Source organism: Micromonospora sp. DT229, from assembly GCF_049844505.1.
Lineage (GTDB): Bacteria > Actinomycetota > Actinomycetes > Mycobacteriales > Micromonosporaceae > Micromonospora.
In genome coordinates this window covers 320991-342351 of sequence record NZ_JBNCLD010000007.1, presented here as the reverse complement: position 1 = coordinate 342351, position 21361 = coordinate 320991, and the positions used below count along the sequence as shown (strand labels likewise).

Here is a 21361-nt window from a genome sequence, read left to right as displayed (position 1 = left end):
GCGATGTCAATGAGAGCATCATCTGTGAACCGTGTCAACAAGCATGATGGTTGACAGGCGTGACACACTACGGAGGTGCAGGTGAACCCGACCATCACGGCGGCCGAGATCGCCCGGCTAGCCGGGGTGGGACGAGCCGCCGTCAGCAACTGGCGCAAACGGCACCCCGACTTCCCCGCCCCGGTCGGCGGAACGGCGGCCAGCCCCGAGTTCGACCTGATCCAGGTCGAACAGTGGCTCCGCGACCAGGGCAAACTCGCCGACCAGTCCACCGCCGACCGGCTCTGGCGACGCCTGGCCCCGGCCGGTGAATCCCCGGCCGCCGCCCTGGCCGCCGTCGGCGCCGTCCTGCTGGCCCGACAACGCGGCCAACGCCCCCGCGCCCTCGCGCCGTACCTGAAACCACTGCTGCCTGACCTCGACGCCCTAGCCGACGAACACGGCCCCCAAGGTGCCTTCGACGAGCTGTGGCAACGCTTCAGCGCACCCGGTCCCACCCGGACCTTCGCCACCCCCGACGACCTCGCCGACCTGATGGTCGCCCTGGCCCAGGTCAGCGGCGGCACCGTCCTCGACCCCACCACCGGCTCCGGGGCCCTGCTGCGCGCCGCCGTCCGCGCCGGCTGCACCACCGCCTACGGCCAGGAACTCGACGAGGACCTGGCCCGACTCGCCGGACTCTGGCTGGCGTTGCGCGAGGTACCCGGGGAAGTGCAGATCGGTGACTCACTGCGCGCCGACGCCTTCGCCGGGCACAGCTTCGACGCCGTGCTCTGCCACCCACCCTTCGGCGCCACCAACTGGGGCGACGAGGAACTCGGCCACGACCCGCGCTGGATCGTCGGCACCACCCCGCGTACCGAACCCGAACTGGCCTGGGCCCAACATGCCCTGGCCCACCTGCGGACCGGCGGGCACGCCGTACTGCTGATGCCACCCACGGTGGCCAGCCGCCGCGCCGGGCGACGCATCCGCGCCGAACTGCTGCGCCGCGGCGCCCTGCGCGCCGTCATCGCCCTGCCCCCCGGGGTGGCCGCGCCGCACGGCGTACCGCTGCATCTGTGGGTGCTGCGACGTCCCGCACCGGACGCGCCACCACCGGCGCGGACTCTGCTGGTCGACGCCGCCGACGGCGACCTGGCCGCGACCGCGCCCCGGATCCTCGCCGCCTGGCGGGCCTTCCACACCGACCCCGAGGCCGAGGAACCCGGCTTCGCCCGCGCGGTACCGGTGATCGAGCTGCTCGACGAGGAGGTCGACCTCACCCCCGCCCGCCGGCAACCCGCCGTCGAGGGCAGGACCGCAGAGCATCTGGTACGCACCAGAGACCGCCTGGCCGCCCTGGTCGGCGACCTGTCGGCGCTGATGCCGCAGGTCACTCCCGCGCCCCAGGGGCCGGAAGGGGAGTTCCTGACCGTGGCGGAGCTGGCCCGCTCCGGGGCCCTGCACCTGATCGGCCCGATCCGCGCCGCCTCGACCGAGACCGGCGAACCGGCCGGGCAAGGGCTACCGGTGCTGACCGTGTCGGACGTGCTCGCCGGTGAACCCCCCTCCGGGCACGACGACGGCGGGCTGGGGCAGCAGGTCCGACTGGCGGTCGGCGACGTGGTGGTGCCGATGGTGGCCCGGCAGCTCACCGCCCGGGTGGTGACCGCCGAAGGGGCACTGCTGGGCCGCAACCTGTACCTGCTGCGACCCAACCCGGCCGCCCTGGACCCGTGGTTCCTGGCCGGTCAACTACGCACCACGACCAACGAGAGACAGGCGTCGAGCCTGTCCGGCACCCTGCGTTTCGACATCCGGCGAGCCCAGGTACGCCGACTGCCGCTGGAGGAGCAACGCGCGCAGGGGGAGGCCTTCCGCCGGCTGAACGCCTTCGAGTCGGCGATCCGACAGGCCGCGACCCTCGGCGCGGAACTGGTTCAGTTGACAGCCGACGGCCTGGCCCGAGGCACGATCCGGTCAGCGGACAAACCAGCCTGATCCCATCCCGCGAGAGACGCTGGACAGACCGGCTGCGCCCCGGCCGGTCCCCGACTGTGGTGCACTGTGGAGGAACGGCAACCGGCGACCACGGATCTCGGGAGTGTGATGCTCGGTCGGAGCCCGGACGAGGCGCAGGAGTGGTTGCATTCGTGGACGGCGCAAGTCTCTGCTCAAGCACAGGCAGCAGCCGAGCTGTCTGACCGGGTTGCGCGCCTCACTGCCGCGGCCACCGGGGCAGACGGCGCGGTGCGTGTCACGGTAGCCGCCTCCGGCGCACTGACCGACCTGAGATTCGACGATCGGGTACGCCAGATACAGGGCGCCGACCTCGCCGAGATCGTGATGACGACCATCGCCCGAGCGCAGGCCAGCCTCACCACACAGGTGGCAGCGGCGGTCCACGACACCGTCGGCAGCGACTCGGAGACGGGCCGGGCCGTGGTCGATTCGTTCGCACGGCGGTTCCCCGAGCCACCGGGGGAGCGGACGAACCGGCAGCGGGAGGCGGCCTATGACTGGTGACCGTGGGATGCGGATTCCGGGCACGGCAGTGCACCGATACGCCGCAGCAGTGGACGAGGCTGCGGGGCGGATGGAGACCGCACGCGGCGCGGCCGCTCAGGTGCACCTGGGCGCGGCGGCGTACGGGCAGATCGTGGCCTTCCTGCCCCGGCTGATCGACCCGTTGGGGGACCAGGTGGTCTCCGCCCTCGGCGAGACAGCTGCAGCCCTTCGGGAGACGGCGACAAGCCTCCGGCAAGTCGCCACCACCACGGCCTTGACCGACCACGGCAATGCGCGGCGGATCCGCGCCTCCGGTCACCTGGAGCTGCCGCTGTGACCGAGGTGGCCGCCAATCCCCTGGTGGCACCCCGCATCGACTCGACCCGCTGGTATTCCGGACTAGGGCTGGTCGAGGAGATCAACGGCACGGTGGCGGGCATCGAGTCAGGCAGTTGGATCGACACCACGATCGGAGGCGTGGCCACCTCCCTGGACGCGCTGGCGACCGTGCTCGATCCGCTCGGCTCATTGGTCAGTTGGGGTGTCGGCTGGCTGCTGGAGCACGTGAAGCCGCTGTCGGAGGCGCTGGACTGGCTGGCCGGAGATCCCGACCAGATCAACGCCTACGCACAAACCTGGCGCAATGTCGCCGCGCAGAGCGCCGGCGCGGCAGCCGATCTGCAAACGGCGATGACCGCCCAACTGATCGGTTGGGAGGGCGCGTCGGCGCGGGCGTACCAGGAACATGTGACCGGCCAGATGCGGGCGATGGGCGGCCTTGCGCGGGCTGCCACCGGCATCGCCTCGTTGGTGGAAGGTGCCGGCCTCCTGGTGGCGCTGACACGCGAGATGGTCCGGGACCTGATCGCCGACTTCGTGTCCGTGCTGGCGGTCAGGTTGCCGCTGTGGCTGGCCGAGACCGGCGCGACGCTCGGCGCCGCTACTCCGCTGGTCATCTCCCAGGTGGGCAGTCTGGTCGCCAAGTGGGCGGCACGCATCGGCAGGTTGGTCAGCGCCCTGATCAACAGCCTGCGCCACCTGGTGCCGCTGCTGGGGCGGTTGGACGGTCTGATCGATGAGCTGACTCGCCTGCTGCACCGCGCCGCCCGCACCGATCCCACCGCCGCCGACAGCCCTGCACCGGGCGGGACCGGCACGCCGACCGCCGGCCCAGGGCTGGAGCCGATGGGTCGCCGGTCGGACTGGAGCGACCCGACCGTGCATCCGCAGCCACCGCCACCGTCGGAGGCACAACTGCTCGCGGGTGATCCGGTGTATCACCGGCCGACCAGCACCGCGATCGGCTACGACAGCGCCACGATGAACAACTTCGACATGGTCGGCCCGATCCCCGGCCATCACGATGTGGTGGTGCACGGCGAACGCAACGGCATGTTCCGCCCCGGCCTGCTCGGTGCCGACGGCGGTGACCATCCCTCCGGTTATACCCACCCACAGCAGATAGCCGACGCGATTCGCGCCAATCCGCACTACGACGGCGGGCCGGTCCGGCTGGTGGCCTGCCACACGGGGACCGTGGACCCCCACGCGGGTGTTCCACCGGCGGCGCAGCAGGTGGCCGACGCCCTGGGTGTACCGGTCACCGCGCCTACGGACGCGGTCGGCGTGGACCGGTATGGTCCGGTTGGGCAGACCCCGCTGATCCGGGGCGATGGTGAGTGGAAGACTTTTTATCCGAAGAGTGGGCGGTAATGGAGAGCGGTCAGCTGCGTACGGCGGGAATGTTCGTCGAGTTCGGGCCGGTGCGCTCCACCGAATCGCAGCAGAGCATCTTCGACTGCATCACCGAAATGGAGCTGCCCGACCTGGCCCAGGTGGTCGGTTACCTGAACTCTGGGTACGTCCTCATCGATGTGATGGATGTCGCCGAGGACCCGTTCGACTCCGGCCAGCAGGTTCTCAATGGGGCAACGGTGCTCACCGATGGTGACTGGCTGTGGCGCAAGGACTTCGCCTATTACGTGCGCCGCCATCGCGTCGCGGTGCCAGAGCAGTTTCTGGCCCTCATTCGGGAGCGTGACTACGTCGTGCCGCCTCGCGCGGTGCCGGAGTTGGCGGCGTGTTCACGGCAGGCGCGCGACCTGATGTTCTGGAACAGCTGACCTCCACAACGCGCTGCTGCTGTCCTACCAGGAGTAGGCGATTGTCAGAATTCGGACACCAAGTCCGACGATGGAACCTGCTCTGTGGATTGTCCCGCCGGCAATTGATCTGGTTACCTTGCCGGCTCACGGGTAGGGCGGTGTCGGGGGTGATGTGGAGTGAGAAGCGAGCGCAGGCTCATCAAGGCCGTACAACACGCGCTGGCGCGCGGACCGATTTCGCAGGAGGCCCTGCTTGTGGCACTGGCCCAGGCGGGTGTACGGACTGACAGCAGCGCCATCTACATCGCCTGCGCCACTCACGGTCTCGCCGATCTTCAGGGCGACACCTGGATACCGCGTGACTGGGCTGCCCCGACGGTCGAGACGGCGCTCGCGCCGCCGGTGCAACGCCCGGCCGAGTCGCCGGCAACCCGCAAGGCCCTCGCGGAGGTGCGCCGGCTCGTCGCCTCGATCGGCATCTCGATGGACGAACCGGTTCCGCCGATCGGACCGGTGCCGGACTCGTGGCCGCGAATCGCCGAGCAGGCTGCCCGAGCGCTACATGAGGAGCTTCGGGCCGTCACCGACAAGCGCACCCTTCAGGATGTGCCGCTCAACAACGGCTTCGTGGTTGCCGACACGACGACCCGGAAGCTGATGCGCTTCGATGCCGAAGGTGATCTCGGTGTGGCTGAGGGCGCGCAGGCGACGCTTGTGGTGGACGGGGTGCCGCTGGACGTCGAGGTGGTGTCGGTCTTCGGCAACGTCGTCACGCTGGCGGTGCCACCGTCGGCGACGGTGCCGGCGGAGGCGCTGCTGCGCTGCGACCTGTCGTGGCTGCTTTCCGCGCAGAGTAAGCGTCTGCGCGAGTTGGCCCAGGGCGGCCCGGGTTTCAACGCCGAGGCAGCAGTGGCCATCTTGGACTCCGGAGGTGATCCCGCGCCGCAGGAGCTGCCGGACATAGCTGTCGATCGGCTCAACCAGGGCCAGCGGGAAGCCATCCAGCTTGGGCTCACCCCTGGTGTCACCTGGCTCTGGGGTCCACCTGGAACCGGTAAGACCACCACCATCGGCACCCTCGTCGCGCAGCTCTGCATACGCGGATCACGTGTCCTGCTCACCGGGCCCACCAATGCCGCAGTCGATGTCGCTGTCCGTGCCGTCCTGGAGGTGATACCTGAGCTTGCCGGGGGTGGCCTGGTACGCCTCGGGCAGCCCTCGGACACTGCGCTCATCGGGCGCAGCGAGGGGCATGTACTGATCGACGAGATCGCAGCTAAACGTGGTGAGGTCCTGGCCCGCAAGCGCGTTGACGAAGGCCGGCGCAACCGCGACCTGCGGGATCGGCTCAAGGATTTGGGGCGGCGCCACGCGAGCCTCACCGAAGAGGAGCAGGTGCTGCGGCTGGCCTGGGAGCGGGAACTGGCCGACTCCACCGCTCTGCTCCGAAAGCTCGACGAATCTCTGCAACTGGTACGCCGACAGGTGTGCCGCGAAGCGGAGGTGGTGGCAGCCACCTCTCATCAGGTCGTGCTGGGGACCCTGCGTGAACTCACCTTCGACGTGGTGATTCTCGACGAGGCGAGCATGACCACGACGGCGCTGGCGCTGCTGGTCGCCGGTGCGGGCAGTGGGCACACCATCGTCGCGGGCGACTTTCGGCAACTGCCGCCGGTCGTGATTGCCGAGACTGCGCAAGCGCGGCAGTGGCTGCGCAACAGCCCGTTCGAGAAGGCTGCCGTCGATGCCGCGGTGGGCAGGGGAGCAGCGCCGGGTCGGCTCGTCGCGCTGACGGAGCAGCATCGTATGCGTGACGACATCAACGCCGTCGTGAGCGAGGCGTTCTATCCGGAAAACCAGCTGATCTCCGCCGAGACGATCTCTGCCAGGCCGCGGAGCAGCGGGGCAGTGTGGGCCGATGGTGAACTCCTGTTGCTGGACACGTCTCGCATCGGTGCCCGTACTGCCCGCAAGCAGGGCATGTCGTCCCGGTACAACCTGATGCACGCACAACTTGTCGCCGGGCTGCTCGCGCAGGCGGGCGGTGAGTTGGCCAGCCTAGGCGTCATCTCGCCCTTCGCCGCACAGGCCCGACTGCTGGAGTCACTCCTTCCCGACTTGGAGCAGGAGGCATGGGCGGCGTCCACGGTGCACCGGTTTCAAGGTGGGGAGCGGGACATCGTCGTCTACGACACGGTGGACAGCGGTATCGGGGTGCGGCCCCTGCACCGGTGGTTCACCGAGGGCGAATCGGGCGGGGACGGCGCCCGGTTGCTGAACGTGGCCGCCAGCCGCGCCCGCGATCACCTGATGGTCATCGCGGCGCTGGATCGGATGCACCGGCAGCGCACCAGCAGAGACGCGGTGTGGCGGTTCTTTGCGACGCTGCTGGAGCGAGGTCGGGTCGTGCCGTGGGAGGAGGCCCTCGACAGCGGGGTCACCCAGCGGGTGACAGGTGACGTCATCGCCCTGATGCGGGATGACCTGGCCGAGGCCGGGTCCGTCGAGATGTGGCTTCCCCGGGCGCCGTTGGTGGGCCTACATCCGTTGATCGCGTCGCTGAAGCTGATCGCCGAGCAGGACGTACAGACTGAGCCGGTGACCATCTGGGTCGAGCCGGATCCGGATGGCTACCCCTCGGCCGAGGCGTTGGAGGCGAAGCGGAGAGGGGTCAACATCCGACCCTGCCTGCCGATTCTCGAATCCAGTGCGGTGATCGGCGATGTGGTCTGGACGTCTACCGGCGCACTGCTCGGTCCCGACCCGGGTGTGGTGCTGCGGACTCGCCATCCGGCGTTCGCGGACGCGGTGCGGCGGGCACAACGCCGTCGCCCCGGCACCGCCCCCGGCAGCGGCCAGCTTGGCGATGAGTGCGGGCGGTGTGAGCGTACGTTGACGCGGTTCGAGGTGGGACGGCGTGGCCTGCCGACGGTTGGCTATGGATGCCCGTCCTGCGACAGGGGAGCGGGACGACAGGTCGCCGACCACAGTCTTGCGCGGGAGCGACACCCAAGCCGACGGCGTTGACCGTGGGTGCTTTCGCCGAGGGGCGGCACCTGAGTCGGCAATCCGACAGCTGGCTCCATGGCTTCGCGATCCCGCTTCCTAAGCCCACATCCTGTGCCGACAGCCCCGCCGACGTATGGAGATGTGTCGACTTCCGGGTGGGCGGCCCATCCTCGATGTGAGGAATACTCGCAGGTCCCGAGTGGTCTGCGGGTGTGCGCGGAGCGGCACTCCTCAGGGCGCCTGGGGGCATTGGCGACCTTCACCGGTCGAGGCATGGGTCGAACTCTGTCAAGGGATCGACGTTCGGCTGGGCATTTTCGCTATCCGGACGAGTACCGCGCGCCATGCCGAACCATCCATACTCCACGGACGTTATCGCGAGCAACCTTCAACTGCTGAGGTGTCGAAGTACGGCCTTCGGCAGGGGGCGCCGGCCTGACGGAGTGCTTGGTTCTGCAGAACTGAAACGCCCCACGCTTGCGATGCACGACGAGCTGGGAGCGTTGAGCATTGACTGGGGCGAACGACTGGGTGGCGGGCAGGTTCCGCATCCTGGCCGCGATCGGCAAGGGCAACATGGGCGAGGTCCATCGGGCTGAGGACATGTCGGCTGCGGAGGGATCCCCTGATCGGATCCTGGCGTTGAAGCTGATCCTGCGTAGCCGGTCCGGCGCGATGATCGACACGGCGAGCGACGCCAAGGCACGGCAGCGCTTCGAGCGTGAGGTGCGCATCATGCGCAAGCTCGACCACCCCAACCTGCCCCGGATCATCGCCGGTGCGGCCCAGGCCGACAAGCTGCCCTTCATCGCGATGGAACTGCTCGACGGAGAGACCCTACGAGACCTCGTCGCCGAGCACCCGCAACTGCCAATCTCCTGGGTGGCCGGCATCGGTGCGCAGATCGCCGACGGGCTGGCCGCCGCACACGGGGTCGGCGTCGTGCACCGGGATCTCAAACCGTCCAACGTCATGCTGCTGCGCGGCGGCGTGGTCAAGGTGCTCGACTTCGGCATGGGCCGGATTCTCGACGACGATGCCACCGGCCGGGTGACCAGCACGGGAGTGACCGTCGGCACCGCCCGCTACATGGCGCCGGAGCAGTTCCAGGCCGCCGCCGTCACCCAGGCCGCCGACCTTTACGCGCTGGGTTGTGTGCTGTTCGAGCTGCTGACCGGAGTCCCGCCCTTCCTCAGCGAGTCCGCGTACGAGTTGAGTCAGAAGCACCGTGAGGAACCCGTACCCGCGATCGGCCTGATGCGCTCCGACGTGCCGGCCGGACTGGCCCGGCTGCTCACGCAACTGTTGGCCAAGGACCCCGCCGACCGTCCGGCCGACGCGGTGAGTGTCCGCGAGGCGTTGCGTCCGCACGCTAAGGGCGCGGACACCGTGCCGGGTTGGGATGAGTTCGATCCCGTGAGACCCCTGGCCGCGAAGGCGGCGGAGAGCACCCCTGCGGTGCCGCCGGCAGCCTCCACCGATGGGGTGCTGGCCACCGCCGGCCCGGCTGGGATGGATGTCTTCGGTGTGCACCGGCAGCTCATCAAGGACTACCGGGCGTTCACCGAGGGTGGGACCGTCATCCGTAACGACCGGATCGCGGCCTTCGTCGAGGACGACCTGAACAACAAGTCGCAGTGGCCCGACCCGTGGGTCTCGCTCAACCCGTTCTTCGCCTCCGGAGGCTCCATCCTGGAGTTGGTAAGCCAGGGCATTCTGCACGAGGAGTGCGCCCGGATCTTCCAGGCCCGCAAGACCGAGGGTGGCACGGAGTGTGACGGTCGGCCGCTGACGCTGCACCAGCACCAGCGGGAGGCCATCGAGAAGGCACAGTCGGGTGCCTCGTACGTGTTGACCACCGGCACCGGTTCCGGCAAGTCGCTGTCGTACATCGTGCCGATCGTGGACCGGGTGCTGCGGGCACGTCAGCAGGAAGGACCCAAACCCCAGAGGCGCGTACGGGCGATCATCGTCTATCCGATGAACGCGCTGGCCAACAGCCAGCTCAAGGAACTCGACAAGTATCTCCAGGACGGCTACGGGCCCGGTCGTGAGCCGGTCACCTACGCCCGGTACACCGGTCAGGAGAGCGACGAGCGCCGCCGGGAGATCCGGGAGCGCAAGCCGGACATCCTGCTCACCAACTACGTGATGCTGGAGCTGATGCTCACCCGCCCGGACGACCGGCGATCGTTGATCAAAATGGCGGAGGGGTTGGAGTTCCTCGTCTTCGACGAGCTGCACACCTACCGAGGTCGGCAGGGCGCCGATGTCGCCCTGCTCATCCGCCGCGTGCGCGAGGCGTGCCGCGCCGACCAGCTTCAGTGCGTGGGCACCTCCGCCACCATCTCCAGTGAGGGCAGCCTGGACGACCAGCGGGACGCGGTGGCCCGGGTGGCCACCACCCTGTTCGGCACCGAGGTCACCCCGGACAACGTGATCGGGGAGACCCTGGTCCGCGCCACCGGCCCCGCACCGGACACCGTTTCCGCCGATCGGCTACGCGCACCCGGCGCACCCCGGGCGTACGGCGATCTGGTCAACGACCCGCTGGCCCGGTGGATCGAGACCCGGTTCGGCCTGGTCGAGGACGACGGGCGACTCGTCCGGCAGCGTCCGGCGAAGATCGAGCAGGCTGCGGTGGAGCTGGCACAGCACAGCGGCCTGACCGCCGCCGAGTGCGGCAAGGCCATCCGGGACGTGCTCAAGGCCGGTTCGGAAGCGCGGCACCCGGTCACCGAGCGGCCGTTGTTCGCGTTCCGACTGCATCAGTTCCTGGCCAAGGGTGACACCGTCTACGTGACCCTCGAGGACGAACTGACCCGCCACCTGACCCGGGAGTACCAACTCGTCCTGCCCGGCTCGGACCGCAAGATCCTGCTGCCGTTGGCCTTCTGCCGTGAGTGCGGCCAGGAATACCTGACGGTCTTCCGGGTCGAACGGGACGGCTACGCCGTCTACGAACCGCGCCGGGACACCGCGGCCACCGGGGGTCGTACCGACGACGGTTACCTCTACATCGATTCCGACCGGCCCTGGCCGACCAGTGTGCAGCGGGCGATCGAGGAACGCCGCCTGCCCGAGTCGTGGCTGGAGGCCGACCCCAGTGGCCAGGAGACCGTCCGGGCCACCTACCGCGACCGGGTGCCGAGGGCCGTGACCGTCGACCCGCAGGGCTTCGAGGGGCGCGGCGAGTTGCGGGCCGCTTTCGTACCCTCGCCGTTCTCGTTCTGCCTGCACTGCGGGGTCAGCTATGAGCAGACCCGGGGCCGGGATTTCGCCAAGCTGGCCACTCTCGACCAGGAGGGACGCTCCTCGGCCACCTCACTGGTCTCGGCGTCGATCGTGCGGTCGCTGCTCAGCGCGCCCGCCGAGGCCCTGGACGCGAAGGCCCGCAAGCTGCTGACCTTCGTCGACAACCGGCAGGACGCCTCGCTGCAAGCCGGTCACTTCAACGACTTCGTGCAGATCACCCAACTGCGGGGTGCCCTCTATCAGGCGGTGCTCGCCGAACCGGACGGCATCGTGCACGAGGATCTCGCCGCCAAGGTGACCGAGGCGCTGCAACTGCGACCCGGTGACTACGCCCGGGGCGAGAACCTGCCGCCGATGATGATGAAGCGGGCCGCCAAGGCGCTGCGCGACGTGGTCGCCTACCGCCTCTACCTCGATCTTGAGCGGGGTTGGCGGATCACCATGCCCAACCTGGAGCAGACCGGGTTGTTGGTGATCGACTATCCGGACGCCGAATGGCTCGCCACGTCGCAGGAACGCTGGACCGGCACCGACCGCCGACTGCAGGACGCGGAGGCAGACCAGCGCGCCGAGATCATCCGGGCGCTGCTCAACGAGATGCGCCGGGCCCTGGCCGTCGATGTGCAGTACTTCCGGGGCGACTTCGACTCCCTCCAACGGGCCAGCGAGGAATTGCTGGTCGACCCGTGGGTGCTCGCCACCAGCGACCAGCCGAAGGTCGGCACCGCCTATCCCCAGGGGTCGAAGCCGGGCCTGGACCGCTCGGGGCTGTTCCTGTCCGGGCGCGGCAAGTTCGGCAAGTATCTGCGACGGGCGCACTTCGGCACCGGCCTGTCCTTCGACGACGCCCAGCAGATGATCGTGGATCTGCTCAAGGTGCTCAGCGACGGCGGTCAGGTCACCGAGGTCGTCGAGGCACCCCAGCGCCCCGGCCGCTACCGCCGCGCGGAGACGCCACTGACCGGCTACCGGGTCTCCGCCGCCGCGCTGCTGTGGCGGGCCGGGCGGGGCGAGACGGGCAGCCACGACCCGCTGACCCGCACCTACGCCAGCGGCGACGGCCCCCGGGTGAACACTTTCTTCCGGGACCTCTACCGCAGCGCGGCCGGGGCCCTGGCCGGCCTGGCCGCCCGGGAACACACCGCCCAGGTCGACCCGGTGGAGCGGGAGAAGCGGGAGGAAGCCTTCCGCAAGGCCGAGCTGAAGCTGCTCTACTGCTCGCCGACCATGGAGTTGGGTGTGGACATCTCCGAACTCAACGCCGTCATGATGCGCAACGTCCCGCCCACCCCGGCCAACTACGCCCAGCGCAGCGGTCGGGCGGGCCGTTCCGGCCAACCGGCCCTGGTGACCACCTACTGCGCCACCGGAAACAGCCACGACCAGTACTACTTCCGCCGCTCGGACCGGATGGTCGCCGGTGCGGTGGCCGCACCCCGCCTCGACCTGGCCAACGAGGACCTGGTGCGCTCCCATGTGCAGGCGATCTGGCTGGCGGAGGCCGGCATCAAGCTGGGCCGCACCATTCCGGAGAGCATCGACATCAGCTACCCGGAGGACTCCCGGCTGCCGAACCCGGCGCTGCCGCTGCACGACCACCTGGCCGCCGCGTTGCGCGACCCCGCCTCTCAGGAGCGGGCCGCCCGCGCCGCCCGCCGCGTCTTCGCCGGGCTACTGCCCGAGTACGCGCAGTCGAGCTGGTGGGACGAGCGGTGGATCGAGGACACCGTACGCACCACCCCGGAACGGTTCGACCGGGCCTTCGACCGGTGGCGCGGCCTGTTCAAGGCGGCCCTGGTCGACCAGGCCGAACAGAACCGGCGGGTGTTGGATCACACCCTCTCCGGACGTGATCGTCACATCGCTCAGGGCCGCCGCAAGGAGGCCGAGACGCAGCTCACCCTGCTCAAAAACGAGAGTGTGGAAAGCAAGTCGGTGCTGTCGGACTTCAACCCGTACCGCTATCTGGCCAGTGAGGGTTTCCTGCCCGGCTACTCCTTCCCCCGGCTGCCGCTGGCCGCGTACGTGCCGACCACCGGGCGACGCTCCGGTGAGGGGGACTACCTGCAACGGCCCCGTTTCCTGGCCATTCGGGAGTTCGGGCCGGGCGCCCTGATCTATCACGAGGGGGCGCGCTACCAGGTGACCCGCATCCAGTTGCCGCCGGACGCGGCCGGGGATGTGGTCACCGGGGAGGCACGCCGCTGCGGGCAGTGCGGCTACCACCACGACGTGCAGGGCAACGCCGACCGCTGCCAGATGTGTGACGCGCCGCTGGGGGAGAAGACCGTCGGCCTGCTGCACCTGCACACCGTCTTCACCAAGCGCCGGGAGCGGATCTCCTCCGACGAGGAGGAGCGTCGCCGCGCCGGGTACCGCCTGGTCACCTCGTACCGCTTCCACGACCACGGGGCCCGACCGGGCCGCCGCGACGCTCTCGTCGCCGACCAGGTCGGCGGGTTGGCGACCCTGTCGTACGGGGATTCGGCGACGGTCCGGATCACCAATGTGGGCCGGGTGCGGGCCAAGCCCGACGAACCGGACGGTTTCTGGCTGGACCCGGCCGACGGGCGCTGGATGAACGAACGCGACGCGGCGGAGGCCTCCGGTGACTCCCGGGAGATGCCGGTGGTGGACGCCGACGGCAACGAGCAGCGCCGCAAGAAGCGCGTCATCCCGTACGTGGAGGACCGGCGCAACATCCTGGTGCTCAAGCTCGACGAGCCGCTGGACCCGCCGGTGGCCCTGTCCCTGATGTACGCCCTGGAACGGGGCATCGAGGCCGCCTTCGAGCTGGAGGATTCGGAGCTGACCACCGAACTACTGCCGCCGGACGAGGGCCCTCGGGAGCGGATGCTGTTCACCGAGGCCGCCGAGGGTGGGGCCGGGGTGCTGCGGCTCATGCAGTCCGACCCGAACGCCCTGGCCCGGGCCGCCGCCGAAGCCCTGGCCATCTGCCACTTCGCCCCCGACGGCACCGACCTGGGTGGCCCGGACGAGAAGCGGCCCTGCGCCCTGGGCTGCTACGAATGCCTGCTCACCTACGGCAACCAGCTCAACCACCGGTTCATCGACCGGCACAGCGTGCGGGATCTGCTGCTGCGGTTCGCCGCCGCCACGGCCAAACCGACCGGGCAGGGGGAGTCCCGCACGGAGCAGCTGCGGCGGCTGGCCGACAACTCCGACACCGCCCTGGAGAGCAAGTTCGTCACCTGGTTGAAGGAGCGCGGGCTGCGGCTGCCCGACGAGGCGCAGACGCTCATTCCGGAGGCGTTGGCCCGCCCCGACTTCGTCTACCGGCTGCCCGGGGTCAACGTGGCCGTCTTCATCGACGGGCCGGTGCACGAACACGCGTTCGTCACCCAACGGGACCGGGACGCCGAGGAGCGGCTCTACGACAGCGCCTGGGAGGTGGTCCGTTTCCCGCACGACGCCGACTGGGCCGCCATCGTCGACGAACACAAGCGCTACTTCGGCGCCTGACCTGCGCCAACCCCTGACCTCCCCTCGATTCGGAAGACGCCATGCCTCCCTCGTACACCCCTGGTTCCCTCGTCTCCGCGCGCGGCCGTGAGTGGGTGGTGCTGCCCGAGAGCGCCCCCGACATGCTGGTCCTGCGCCCGCTCGGCGGAGCCGACGACGACGTCGCGGCCGTCTTCCCCGACATCGAGGCGGTCACCGACGCCCAGTTCGCCCCGCCGGCCCCCACCGACCTGGGGGACGCCCAGGCGGCGGGCCTGCTGCGTTCCGCGCTGCGGATCGGTTTCCGCTCCGGCGCCGGCCCGTTCCGCTCGCTTGCCGGCATCGCGGTAGAACCCCGCGCCTACCAGTTGGTGCCGCTGCTGATGGCGTTGCGGCAGAAGACCGTACGCATGTTGATCTCCGATGATGTCGGGATCGGGAAGACCGTCGAGGCGGGCCTGATCGCCACCGAGCTGCTGGCGCAGGGCAGTGCCACCCGGCTCGCGGTGCTCTGCTCACCGGCCCTGGCCGAGCAGTGGCAGGCCGAACTACGCACCAAGTTCGGCCTGGACGCCGAACTGGTGCTGGCCTCCACGGTGTCCCGACTGGAACGCGGCCTGGACCTGGGGCAGTCGCTGTTCGACCGGCACCCGCACGTCATCGTCTCCACCGACTTCATCAAGTCCACCCGGCACCGCGACGACTTCGTCCGACACTGCCCGGACCTGGTGATCGTCGATGAGGCGCACACCTGTGTGGCCGCCGACGAGGGCAGCAACACCCAGAACCAGCTCCGCTACGAGCTGCTGCACCGGGTCGCCGCCGACCCCGAGCGGCATCTGCTGCTGGTGACCGCGACCCCGCACAGCGGCAAGGAGAGCGCCTTCCGTAACCTGCTCGGCCTGGTCCGGCCCGAACTGGCCACGGTCGACCTGGGCTCGGAGGTGGGCCGCCGGCTGCTCGCCCAGCATTTCGTGCACCGCAAGCGCGCCGACGTGCGGCAGTACCTCACCCGCAGCGACGGCCTGGCCGACGACAGCCTCGCCGAGAAGACCAGCTTCCCCACCGACCGCGAGTTCAAGGACGAGACCTACAAACTGTCGGCGGGCTACCGGGCGCTGCTGGACGACGCCATCGCGTACGCCAGTGAGCGGGTGACCGCCGCGGACAGCCGGGGCCGACGGGAGGCCCGGATCGCCTGGTGGTCGGCGATCGCCCTGCTGCGTTCCCTGGTCTCCTCACCGCGTGCCGCCGCGCAGACCCTGCGGACCCGCTCGGCCACCGCGACCGCCGACACCGCCGAGGAAGCCGACCGGCTCGGTGCCCCGCTGACCAGCGACTCCGTCGACTCCGACGCGCTGGAAGGGCTGGACGTGGCGCCCGGCGCGGAGACCGGCGGGGTGGAGGTCGACGCCGGCCGCCGCCTAGCCGAGCTGGCCGTCCGTGCCGCCGAGCTGGAGGGACCGACCGGGGACCTCAAGCTCGCCGCCCTGACCAGGCACCTCAAGGCCCTGCTCAAGGAGGGCTACCACCCGATCGTGTTCTGCCGCTACATCCCCACCGCCGAGTACGTCGCCGAACACCTGGCCGACGTGCTGGGCAGGAAGACTGTGGTCCGCGCGGTCACCGGCACCCTGTCGCCGCAGCAGCGCCTCCAACGCATCGAGGACCTGGCCCGCGAGGCCGGTGACGATCCGGCCGCCCGCCGGGTGCTGGTCGCCACGGACTGTCTCTCCGAGGGTGTGAACCTGCAACACCACTTCGACGCCGTCGTCCACTACGACCTGGCCTGGAACCCCACGCGCCACGACCAGCGGGAGGGCCGCGTCGACCGGTACGGCCAGCAACGCGACAAGGTACGCGTGATCACCCTGTGGGGCAGCGACAACGGCATCGACGGCAAGGTCCTCGACGTGCTGATCCGCAAGCACCGGCAGATCCGCAAGGACCTCGGCATTTCCGTCTCCGTGCCCGACGCCGCCTCGCAGGGGGTCACCGACGCGATCGTGGAATGGTTGCTGCTGCGCGGCCGGGAGGAGGGGCAGGGCAGCCTCTTCGACGCCGAGGAGTACCGCGCCATCGACAAGAAGGCCGCCGCTCTGGAAAGCGAATGGCAGTCGGCCGCCGAGAAGGAGAAGGCGTCCCGGTCCCGCTTCGCCCAGCAGACCATCCGCCCCGACGAGGTGGCCCGCGAGGTCGCCGCGATCCGCGACACCCTCGGCCGGGCCGCCGAGATCCGCGACTTCGTACGCCAGTCGTTGCGCGCCCTCGACGGGGTGCTGCGGGACGCGCCGGACGGCTCCGGTGACTTCGCCGCCGACGTCAGCGGCACCCCCGCCGGCCTACGCGACACCCTTGCCCCGGTGCTCGGCGGCGACGCCGTCGAGACGGGCAAACCGGTGCTGTTCCGGAGCAGCGCCGCCGTGGCACGCGGCGAGGCGGCCCTGGTCCGCACCGACCCGGCGGTGGTGGCCCTGGCCGGGTACGTCCTCAACGCCGCCCTGGACACCCAGGTCACCGGCGCCCGCCCGGCCCGCCGCTGCGGCGTCATCCGCACCCGCGCGGTGACCACCCGCACCACCCTGCTGCTGGTCCGCTACCGCTTCCACCTCACCCTGCCGTCGCGCTCCGGCACCCGGCAGCTCGTCGCCGAGGACGCCCGACTGCTGGCCTTCTCCGGCGCACCCGCCAACGCCACCTGGCTGCCGACCGCCGACGCGCTGCGGCTACTGGACGCAGGCGCCGACGAGAACACCGACCGGGACTTCGCCGAAAGCACCATGCGCCGCATCCTCGGCGGCCTGCCCGAGGTCACCGACCACTTGACCGGGTACGGCGAGGAGCTGGCCGCCGAACTGCTCGCCTCGCACCGCCGGGTACGCAGTGTCGCCGGTGAGATCGTCCGCGGCCTGACCGTCACCGCGCAGGACCGCCCCGACGTCCTCGGCGCCTACGTCTACCTGCCCGCGTCCACCCCCGCCGCCGGAGGCAACGCCTGATGTCCGCCACCGCCCGCAACCAGGTCTTCTCCGCCGTGCACACCATCGGCGGCCTGATCCCCGCTGACATGCTGGTCCGCATCTCCGAGGGCCGCGACGTCAGCGGCGCCAAACCCGCCGACTACAAGGTGGTCGGCTCCCGGTCGGTACGCGACGACGCCGAACGCCACTGGGACTACCTCAAGTCGGTCTGGAAAGAGCTGCGTGGTCGGCTGCCCGTCGCCCCGCCAGCCGAGACCCCGGCCGACCCGACCGGCCTGGCCGTCGCCGAGTGGCTGCTTCCGCTCTTCGGCGAAGGACTCGGCTTCGGCCCGCTGACCGTGCTCGGCGACACCGGAATCAGCTCCGACGACGGCAACAAGACCTTCCCGATCAGCCACCGCTGGAACCACGTCCCGATCCACCTGGTGCCGTGGAACGCCACCCTCGACAAGCGTCCGGGCGGTGCGGGCAGCGTGCCGCCGCAGTCGCTGGTGCAGGAGCTGCTGAACCGCTCCGAAGCCCACCTGTGGGGGGTGCTTACCAACGGCCGGCAACTGCGCCTGCTGCGCGACTCCAGCGCCCTGGCCACCGCCGCCTACGTCGAATTCGACCTGGAAGCCATCTTCGACGGCGAACTGTTCAGCGAATTCGTCCTGCTCTACCGTCTCCTGCACGTCTCCCGCTTCGAGGTGGCGGAGGGCAGTGCCCCGTCAACCTGCTGGCTGGAGAAGTGGCGCACCGAGGCGATCGCCGCCGGTACCCGCGCGCTCGACCAGCTCCGCAAGGGCGTCCAGGAGGCGATCACCGCTCTCGGCACCGGCTTCCTTCGTCACCCCGACAACATTGCGCTGCGCGAGAACGTCGACCCGCAAGCCCTGCACAACGCCCTGCTGCGCCTGGCCTACCGGCTGCTGTTCCTCTTCGTCGCCGAGGACCGCGACGCCCTGCACCACCCAGACGCCGACGACCAGGCCCGCGAACGCTACGCCGCCTACTTCTCGTCGGCCCGGCTGCGCGCCCAGGCACGCCGCCGTCGAGGCACCACCCACAGCGACCTCTACCAGGCGCTGCGCCTCGTGCTCGACGCGCTCGGCGACGAGAACGGCCGCCCCGAACTGGGCCTGCCCGGCCTCGGTGGCCTCTTCGACCACGCCGAGGCCGACAACCCGCTGCGTGGCCTGTCGCTGTCGAACGATCACCTGCTGACCGCCGTCCGACACCTGTCGTTGGTACGCGACACCAGCACCCGCCGCTGGCGGACGGTCGACTACCGCAACCTGGACGCCGAAGAACTCGGCTCGATCTACGAATCCCTGCTGGAACTCGTGCCGAAGCACAGCGCCGTCGACCGGACCTTCGAGCTGGTCGAACTGGCCGGGAACACCCGCAAGACCACCGGCTCCTACTACACCCCGTCCTCGCTTATCGACTGCCTGCTCGACTCGGCCCTCGACCCGGTCATCGACGACGCGGTCAAGCGTGCCGAGCAGGCCGGCACCGCCGCCGGCCAACCCGACCCGAGCGACCACATCGTCAACGAACTGCTGTCGCTGACCGTCTGCGACCCGGCCTGCGGTTCCGGTCACTTCCTGGTCGCCGCCGCCCGCCGCATCGCCAAGCGGGTAGCCGCCGTCCGTGAGCGCAACCCCGAGCCCACCACCGACGCCGTACGCACCGCCCTACACGAGGTCGTCGCCCGCTGCATCTACGGCGTAGACCTCAACCCGATGGCCGTCGAACTAGCCAAGGTCTCCCTCTGGATGGAGGCCCTGGAACCCGGCAAGCCCCTGAGCTTCCTCGACGCCCACATCAAATGCGGCAACGCCCTGATCGGCGCCACCCCCGCCCTGCTCAAGAAGGGCATCCCCGACGAGGCATTCAAGCCCATCGAGGGCGACGACAAGAAGTACGCCAAGTCCCTGGAAAAGCAGAACGCCAAGGAGCGAGAGGGCCAGGGCACCCTCTTCGACTTGGACAGAGGCACGAAGGTAGCCAACATCGTCTTTGCCCGGGATCTGCGTCGCATCACTACGGCCCCCGCTGACGATCTCGGCGATGTCCGGAGGCAGGCGTCCGCCTACCAGACCTGGAAAAACTCCGACGAGTACGGCCGAGCGCTGCACGTTGCCGATGCCTGGTGTGCCGCGTTCATGTGGTGGAAGACGGCCGATGCCCCACCGGCCGTTACGCACGACGTGTTCCGGGCGCTGGAAGATCCTGACGCATCGGCTGCCCCGCAGGCAACCCACGACGAGATTGCTCGCCTCTGCGACCAGTACAGGTTTTTCCACTGGCACCTGGAGTTTCCCGAGGTCTTCGAGGTACCGGAATACGACACGGGCGTCGAGGCGGCGACGGGCTGGGAGGGCGGCTTCGACTGCGTCTTGGGTAACCCGCCCTGGGAGCACCTTGAACTCAAGGAGCAGGAATTCTTCTCGGCTCGGGCACCCGAGATCGCTGAGGCGGCGGGGGCGAAGCGAAAGAAGCTTATCGCCGGGCTGAGCAACGCAAACCCGTTGCTGCACGAGGCGTACGAGGCCGCAAAACGCGAAGTCGATGGCGTCCGACACTTTGCCAGCAACTCCGGAGTCTTCCCGCTGTGTGGACGTGGCAGGATCAAGACGGACCCCGTCTTCGCTGAGCAGGGGCGTAAGTTGGCAGACCCCAATGGCCGGATGGGAATGATCCTTCCGACGGGAATCGCAACGGATGCCACAACGCAGTTCTTCTTCAAGGATCTAGTGCTTAACGGCTCGATCGCAGCCCTCTACGACTTCGAGAACGCGCTTCCCCTATTTCCTGGAGTGCACCGTTCGTTCAAGTTCAGCATCCTGTCCTTGGTTGGGCGTGCCTTCCGCGAACCGGCTGCCAAGTTCGCCTTCTTCCTCCACGATCCGACCGAACTTGGTGACGCTGAAAAGGTCTTTACCCTTACTCCCGAAGAAATCAGCCTTCTCAACCCTAACACGGGGACCTGCCCCATCTTCCGTTCCCGGCGCGACGCTGAAATCACGCTGGGCATCTACCGTCGGGTTCCGATCCTTATAAAGGAAGGTGACCCAAGCGGCAACCCGTGGGGTGTGTCGTTCATGCAGGGCTTATTCAACATGACGAGCGACTCGCACCTCTTCCGCACCCGTGAGGAACTCGAATCAGATAGCTGGACCCTCACCGGAAACGTCTTCACCAAGGGCGCCGCCAAGATGCTCCCGCTCTACGAAGCAAAGATGCTCCACCACTACGACCATCGCTGGGCCACATATGATGATGGGGAGGTGATTCGTGACTGCACGGTTCCTGAAAAAGAAAGTCACTCGACTGTTGTTGCCCCGCGCTACTGGGTTGCAGAGTCCGAGGTTGAAGCGCAGCTTGCTCGCAAATCGTGGAATCGTCGATGGCTCATGGGTTGGCGTGATATCTGTCGAGCCACCGACGAGCGTACCGCGATTAATGCAGTTGTCCCGATGGTGGCTATCGGACACACCTATCCGCTTGCCTTTCTCGGACCTGTAATCTTCAGCGACTTGCTCTGTAGCGCGATAGCTGCGTTTGCGTTCGATTACGTGGCACGCCAGAAAATTAGTGGGACCCATCTAACCTTCGGCTGCATGATGCAGCTTCCCATGTTTCGCCCTGAACAACTGATGTCGCATCGGAGTTTCATCACCCCTCGGGTTGTTGAGCTTGCCTACAGCTCCCATGATATGTCGGATTTTGCGCGTGACCTGGGAGATGTTGGTGCCCCATTTAAGTGGAACGAGGAACGGCGGGCCACCATCCGTGCCGAACTTGACGCTCTCTTCTTCCACCTCTACGGGATCTGCCGTAATGACGCCATCTACATCATGGAGACGTTCCTAATCGTCAAGCGTAAGGACGAGGCAAAATATGGAACGTACCGGACCAAAGATTTGATCCTATCCGAATATGATCGAATGGCTTTTGCCGGCGTCAGTCTGACTACCCCCCTGGTTGAGGGCGACAACTACGCGTCGACCCTCTGCCCGTCACCTGGACACGGTCCGCGTCACCCGGCAGCTGATGCCGTCGGGGGGTGAT

General features: G+C 68.8%; 9 protein-coding genes. All 9 read left to right on the top strand.

Going from position 1 to position 21361, the window contains the following annotated elements; all coding sequences use genetic code 11:
• Positions 1-81: 81 nt before the first annotated feature.
• A complete protein-coding gene (locus tag ACLQ2T_RS14460; protein WP_425766600.1) occupies positions 82-1983 on the top strand; it encodes an N-6 DNA methylase in 1902 nt (633 codons plus the stop codon).
• Between the two features lie 66 nt (positions 1984-2049).
• A complete protein-coding gene (locus tag ACLQ2T_RS14455; RefSeq protein ID WP_425766599.1) occupies positions 2050-2508 on the top strand; it encodes a YbaB/EbfC family nucleoid-associated protein in 459 nt (152 codons plus the stop codon).
• A complete protein-coding gene (locus ACLQ2T_RS14450; RefSeq protein WP_425766598.1) occupies positions 2498-2827 on the top strand; it encodes a hypothetical protein in 330 nt (109 codons plus the stop codon). The genes ACLQ2T_RS14455 and ACLQ2T_RS14450 overlap by 11 nt, the downstream gene beginning before the upstream one ends.
• Positions 2824-4203, top strand: coding sequence for a WXG100 family type VII secretion target (locus ACLQ2T_RS14445; RefSeq protein WP_425766597.1), 1380 nt, complete (start codon positions 2824-2826; stop codon positions 4201-4203). The genes ACLQ2T_RS14450 and ACLQ2T_RS14445 overlap by 4 nt, the downstream gene beginning before the upstream one ends.
• A complete protein-coding gene (locus ACLQ2T_RS14440) occupies positions 4203-4613 on the top strand; it encodes a hypothetical protein (protein WP_425766596.1) in 411 nt (136 codons plus the stop codon). The genes ACLQ2T_RS14445 and ACLQ2T_RS14440 overlap by 1 nt, the downstream gene beginning before the upstream one ends.
• Before the next feature lie 159 nt (positions 4614-4772).
• Positions 4773-7622 carry a DEAD/DEAH box helicase gene (locus tag ACLQ2T_RS14435; protein ID WP_425766595.1) on the top strand — a complete coding sequence of 950 codons (2850 nt, stop codon included), beginning with the start codon at positions 4773-4775 and terminating at the stop codon, positions 7620-7622.
• Positions 7623-8114: 492 nt separating this feature from the next.
• On the top strand, positions 8115-14342 hold the full coding sequence (locus ACLQ2T_RS14430) for a protein kinase domain-containing protein (protein ID WP_425766593.1): 6228 nt from the start codon (positions 8115-8117) through the stop codon (positions 14340-14342).
• 41 nt (positions 14343-14383) lie between these two features.
• A complete protein-coding gene (locus tag ACLQ2T_RS14425; protein WP_425766592.1) occupies positions 14384-17320 on the top strand; it encodes a helicase-related protein in 2937 nt (978 codons plus the stop codon).
• Positions 17320-21360 carry an Eco57I restriction-modification methylase domain-containing protein gene (locus ACLQ2T_RS14420; RefSeq protein ID WP_425766591.1) on the top strand — a complete coding sequence of 1347 codons (4041 nt, stop codon included), beginning with the start codon at positions 17320-17322 and terminating at the stop codon, positions 21358-21360. Before ACLQ2T_RS14425 ends, ACLQ2T_RS14420 begins: the two co-directional genes overlap by 1 nt.
• Position 21361 lies beyond the last annotated feature (1 nt).